The organism is Shewanella sp. SM23 (genome assembly GCF_025654295.1).
Lineage (GTDB): Bacteria > Pseudomonadota > Gammaproteobacteria > Enterobacterales > Shewanellaceae > Shewanella > Shewanella oncorhynchi.
The window spans coordinates 1-5,315 of the sequence record NZ_JAKKRM010000040.1; the positions used below are offsets into that span (position 1 = coordinate 1).

4 protein-coding genes and 2 pseudogenes are annotated in these 5,315 nt (G+C 33.4%); 4 read left to right on the top strand and 2 right to left on the bottom strand.

Annotation, left to right across the window (positions count from 1 at the left end; all coding sequences use genetic code 11):
* Nucleotides 1-188, bottom strand: a 188-nt coding sequence (locus L5L98_RS22010; protein WP_263142986.1) for a transposase, incomplete at its 3' end; no start/stop codon positions are given.
* Nucleotides 189-1,625: 1,437 nt separating this feature from the next.
* Between L5L98_RS22010 and L5L98_RS22015 the strand changes: the two genes are divergently transcribed.
* Nucleotides 1,626-2,777, top strand: coding sequence for a GGDEF domain-containing protein (locus tag L5L98_RS22015; protein ID WP_263143545.1), 1,152 nt, complete (start codon nt 1,626-1,628; stop codon nt 2,775-2,777).
* A 135-nt stretch (nt 2,778-2,912) separates the two neighbouring features.
* A complete protein-coding gene (locus L5L98_RS22020) occupies nt 2,913-3,302 on the top strand; it encodes an H-NS family nucleoid-associated regulatory protein (protein WP_263143547.1) in 390 nt (129 codons plus the stop codon).
* Nucleotides 3,303-3,405: 103 nt separating this feature from the next.
* Here L5L98_RS22020 and L5L98_RS22025 read toward each other — a convergent pair.
* Nucleotides 3,406-3,528, bottom strand: a pseudogene (locus L5L98_RS22025) (IS5/IS1182 family transposase); the annotation flags it as partial.
* 81 nt (nt 3,529-3,609) lie between these two features.
* Between L5L98_RS22025 and L5L98_RS22030 the strand changes: the two are divergent.
* Nucleotides 3,610-3,804, top strand: a pseudogene (locus tag L5L98_RS22030) (IS5/IS1182 family transposase); the annotation flags it as partial.
* A 558-nt stretch (nt 3,805-4,362) separates the two neighbouring features.
* Complete coding sequence (locus L5L98_RS22035; RefSeq protein ID WP_263143549.1) at nt 4,363-5,016, top strand: hypothetical protein; 654 nt, start codon at nt 4,363-4,365, stop codon at nt 5,014-5,016.
* The last annotated feature ends 299 nt before the right edge of the window (nt 5,017-5,315 follow it).

Genomic DNA, 5,315 nt, shown 5'->3' on the forward strand with positions numbered 1-5,315 from the left:
CCTGTAAGGCTCGCAGTGGTAATGGCTAAGTCGCTAAACACACGAGGACGACCTTGCTTGGGTTGCTCGACCTTGGCTTTCCACTTAGCGATTGCCTCCTCATCAATCCAGAAGGTAAGTGAACCGCGGTTGATTAAGGCTTGGTTGTATTGCTTCCAGTGGGTTGTTTTATAGCGAGGTTTTGACACGGTTGATGGGTAAGTTGATAGGCGATGCCGCTCAGATCTGCGGCTACGGTTTTAGTTCAACCTATTTAGGAAAAAAACCGTATAAACTTGTTAATTTTCCTGAGTAAAACCGCATTTTAGTCGGTATATATCATTCTAAAGATTGGTTGGAACTTATTAAATTTATGTTAGTTTAATGTTATTGCGGAATAACATTAAACTAGCACTCGTCGAGGGTAAACTCTACAGTCACATTCTGTTACTTAGATAAATATACATGGATGATATTATAAAAAATGCTTGGGAAGTGTTCTGGTTATATTCCATCTGAAATTTTACACAGTATTGTCAATAAATTAAGAGTTCTATATAAGTCTGAAAAAAATCAAATAAAAGTTATTTGCGGGCATTTTCATCTTGATGCTGCTCGAGTTTTAGTGTCGCTGATTCAGTAACGTTGGTTAACACTAGCTTGCTAGAGTGGAATGGAAAACACTAAAAGTGCCACTTTTAGAAGAGTGTGAGTGCGATGAGTTAAAACTATTGTATAGATGAGACGTGTAATTGCGTATGGGAAATACTAAAATCCCTAAGAGCACACCGATGAAAGTGTATTAATTGCTGAGGAATCAAATGAAGTTTATTAAACTCATACTTTTAATAGTTTATTTAGATATCTGAAATTTGATAGTTTATAGTTTATAGTTTATAGGAGAACAGGTAATCGTTATAATAAGTATAATTAGTGTGTGTTTTTATGGGGTTAATTGAGAAACTATAAATTATTACTCATTTCCATCTTGGCGGAGTGAATTATAATCATTTAATTAAAACTTAACATCGAAATGAATCGGTTTCATCCTTTGTAATTGCTCAGTATATATAGGAAAGTTATTATAGACACCGATGAATAGTTAAAAACAGTTTCCGAATTAAACATATAAGTTTAGTGAGGATTAATAAGGATTACGGTTATCTATATTTCAGATTCATACTCTAAAAATCATGGGTACTTTAATGTGGTTGATATTAAGTTGAATAATGTGTTTATTTAATATAATTAACATGCGTCACGATAAAGCCGTGGATATGATTCTTATACACTCAAAGATTTTAAATATACTACTGAAGATATATTAAGGAAAATAGTAGAAAAAACCACTAAGCACATATATGTAATAGGAAGTTTTGGGGCCATTGAATGTGCATGCCTTTTAAATTTGTGGCCAAGTGTTTTATAGTGCATATCTTAGTACTTCAGTATAACTAATTCCTTGTTACACAGAAATTAGTTTATAAACAAATATTGCTGCTATAATAATTATTAATGGTACATTATGAGGTGAAGTTAGTTTCTATTCAGAAAAGGTATTAACACTCAATGTTTTTAGATGGCAAGCGTTTTTATTTCAACAGCTGGAAATACTACTCTTAATTAAAGTAATTAAAGGTGAAGTCATGGGTAACTATATAGCTGCTATTAATGATATTAATGATATTAATGATATTAATGATATTAATGATATTAATGATATAAATGATATAAATGATATAAATGATATAAATGATATAAATGATATAAATGATATAAATGATATAAATGATATAAATGATATAAATGATATAAATGATATAAATGATATAAATGATATAAATGATATAAATGATATAAATGATATAAATGATATAAATGATACTTTATTTAAAAGTGTTTTTAATAAAACGAAAAGTGGTATGGCATTGGCAACACAATCAGGACAGATTGTGAAGGTAAACCAATCTATTTTATCTATTTTAGGCTATTCTGAAGAGTATTTACTTTCAATTGATCTTCGGCAACTAACCAAAATAATTGGCATATCCAACGATTTCTCTAAAGTAGAAGGTGATTTAATTATCCTAAAGGAGGTTGATGAGCAAGAAGTCAAATTAAAAATAGCATTTGGTGGATATGTTTGGGCTCTATTAAGTATTTATTATGTATGTGATCATGCTGTAAACTATTATATAATTCAGATTCAAGGTATTGATAAAAGAAAAAAACATGAGTTAAGAATAGAGCGTCAAAAAAAATCATTAAATAAAATAAATATGATTCTTGAGCGGATGGCAACAGAGGACTTCTTGACAGAAGTTGCAAATAGAAGGCAATTTGAATTTTGGTTTAATCATCAGATCTCAAGAGTAAAGCAACTTGCAGTTCCGATATCAATTGCAATAGTAGATATTGATTTATTTAAGTCATACAATGATGAACATGGTCATCTAGAGGGAGATATTGCGTTAAAATATGTAGCAAAAACATTAAGCGACAATCTGCGAAATCAAGATAAAATAGCAAGATTTGGTGGTGAGGAATTTACTATTCTTATGCCAAATACTAATGAGAACAACTGTATCTTAGTCTGTGAGCGATTAAGAGAATGCGTTGAAAAGCTAAGTATTCTTAAACGAAATGTCACAGTAAGTATTGGTGCAATTGTATATATCCAACATAGCGGTAGTACAGTGAAATGCGATACTTTACTAGGAGTAGCTGATAAAAATTTATACGAAGCAAAATATAAAGGTAGAAATCAAGTGAAAGTAACTACGTTAGACTTAATATGACCTAACCGTGTTGAACTTTGCAGTGAGGCTGTTCATATTTCTGTGCAAGGTTAATTTCACAGAATGGTTTTGTGTATTCATCACAAATTGAAAATCAGCTATATTGTTGCGATACAAACTTATTAGGGAAATACAATGTCTGAATTTTTAGAGATTTTAACACATGCTCGTCGTTTAAAAGCTTCTGTTAAAGAGTTATCTGTTGCAGAACTAAAAGATGTGTACGAAAAGTTAGGGAAGATCGTTGCTGAAAGAGAAGAAGAAGCGAATGCTGAAGCTGAAGCAAATGCTGAGCGTATCGCGAAAATTGCAGAGCTTCAGAAGATGATTGAGTCTGCAGGCTTGTCACTTGATGATCTTGGCGGTGTTACTGCAAAAGTAAAAAGTGCAAGAGCACCACGTCCAGCTAAATATTCAATTGTCGTTGAGGGCGAAACCGTCACTTGGATAGGACAAGGTAGAATGCCAACTGTATTCAAACTGCAAATTGAAAATGGCCGTTCAATCGAAGACTTCTTGATTTAAATTCCACGCTCATAACAGAACAGACTGATGAAAGTCTGTTCTGTTTCTAAGCAGTCCCTAAATGTGTCGTAACCTATTTCAGAGAGAATAATAGAATCTAATTTTGAACCTTGACTTTCCACTTAGCAATTACCTCCTCATCAATCCAGAAGGTAAGCGAACCGCGGTTGATTAAGGCTTGGTTGTATTGCTTCCAGTGTGTTGTTTTATAGCGAGGTTTTGACACGGTTGATGGGTAAGTTGATAGGCGATGCCGATCAGTTCTGCGGCTACGGTTTTTAGTTCAACCTATTTAGAAAACAAAGCCAGGCGCCGCTATAAGAATACACCTCAAGAAAGAGTCGATGGGTGCTTATATCGGTATCGATATTTAGTGGAGAATGCTTTTGGAAGAATTAAACACTATCTAGCAATATCAATAAGATATGACAAGTCAGCAAGAAATTACGCCAGTATGGTGTCACTGGCGTTTATGTTAATGTGGCTGCCGATATATTGTTGAATAACATTTGTACAACAAAGATCAACAGACCCTAGTCAATATATCAATTTTTTTTTAAAAACTATCTTCTCTTTATGTTTATCCATTGATTTTCCCCAAACGTTATTACAGTACAGCGCTCCATTTAATTAAGACTTTAAATTATTATTAATTATACTGTAGTCTTGGTAAAGTCAATTATAGTGTTTAATATTTTCTGGTGACTTCGGATTTAGATCGTAATTTTTTGACTAGAATTATAATATAATTTCTGGAATCCGGCTTATAAAACATCACCATGGGAATGTTTTAATTCTTTGCAGCTTAACTCGTATGTAATGGTTCTAGCACGCTAAAGTTGATGCGGCGAAATGTCAGATAACGACAGAACTAACATTCCTAACTAAATATTAATAATTATATTAAATAGCTCTAAAGTAGTATTGCGTTAATTGATTATCTTGCTAGTTTTGTTATTGAGGTAACTCACCACTTGAGATTGTTTAACATCTTTTTCGGTAAGAATACTTCATACCCTAAGTTAGTTAGAAAGTCATCATAATAAAGGATAATAATATAATGGGAATTAAAATTCACGATAATGAGTTTGTATTTAATATTGAAGGTCTATCAGACGTTTCCTTTACTGAAAAGGATCATTGCATTAGCCATGGCCAACCTTATGAAGGCGTTACTTGCCACGGGAAAACCCTAGTAGTAAAAGCTGGCCGTCATAAAACAAGCGATGTTTCGCATTGGTTTATGAACAACACGCATGGAGGTGGGGTCATAGCTAAAACATTTAACGATCACCAACCTGCAGAACTGAATTTTGCAGTACGTGGAAAGTTAACCCTTACCGTTAATGGCACTAAATATACTATCGACGATTTCCTTTTAGGGCAAGGTAGTTATTTAAGCAATAATAACTGGTGGATTGGCTCGAAGGACATGATCGGTGTGACGTGGGGGGGCACTGTAGACCTAAAGTATGCTGAAGGCTTAGCCAAAGATACGTTAAAGATTGTAAAAAATGTAGTTACAGAGAATCCCGTAGGCGCTATTACTGCGAGTGGCCAACTAATCCTCGACATTTTAAAGCACAATCAAGTTGGTTCCGGTTCTATAGCTGCATTAATTAGTGGTTCAAATACCACAGTAGAGTTATTCTTATTCCAAATGGACAATTCTGATACTAAATCAAGTATGACAGGTAAGTACACAGCACCTTAAGTCTTATCAAATAAAGCCGAACAGATGGTTAGAACTATTATACTAAATTAGTTCGTCCATATAAGAAACTTACTGATAGGCTATTATTTGTTAGTTATAGCCTATCAGATATTATTTCGACAGATAGCCAAAATTGGAGAATAATATGTCTCACGTAAGTACAAATAATTGGATGAGTGCACTAAATAAAAGTTTAACATTAGACAAAATTTCTATACCTGGCACACATGACTCAGGTACAGAAAAGGCCCCCCCAATAGGCGCCAGAACGCAAAACTTTGATATTTATACCCAGCTAA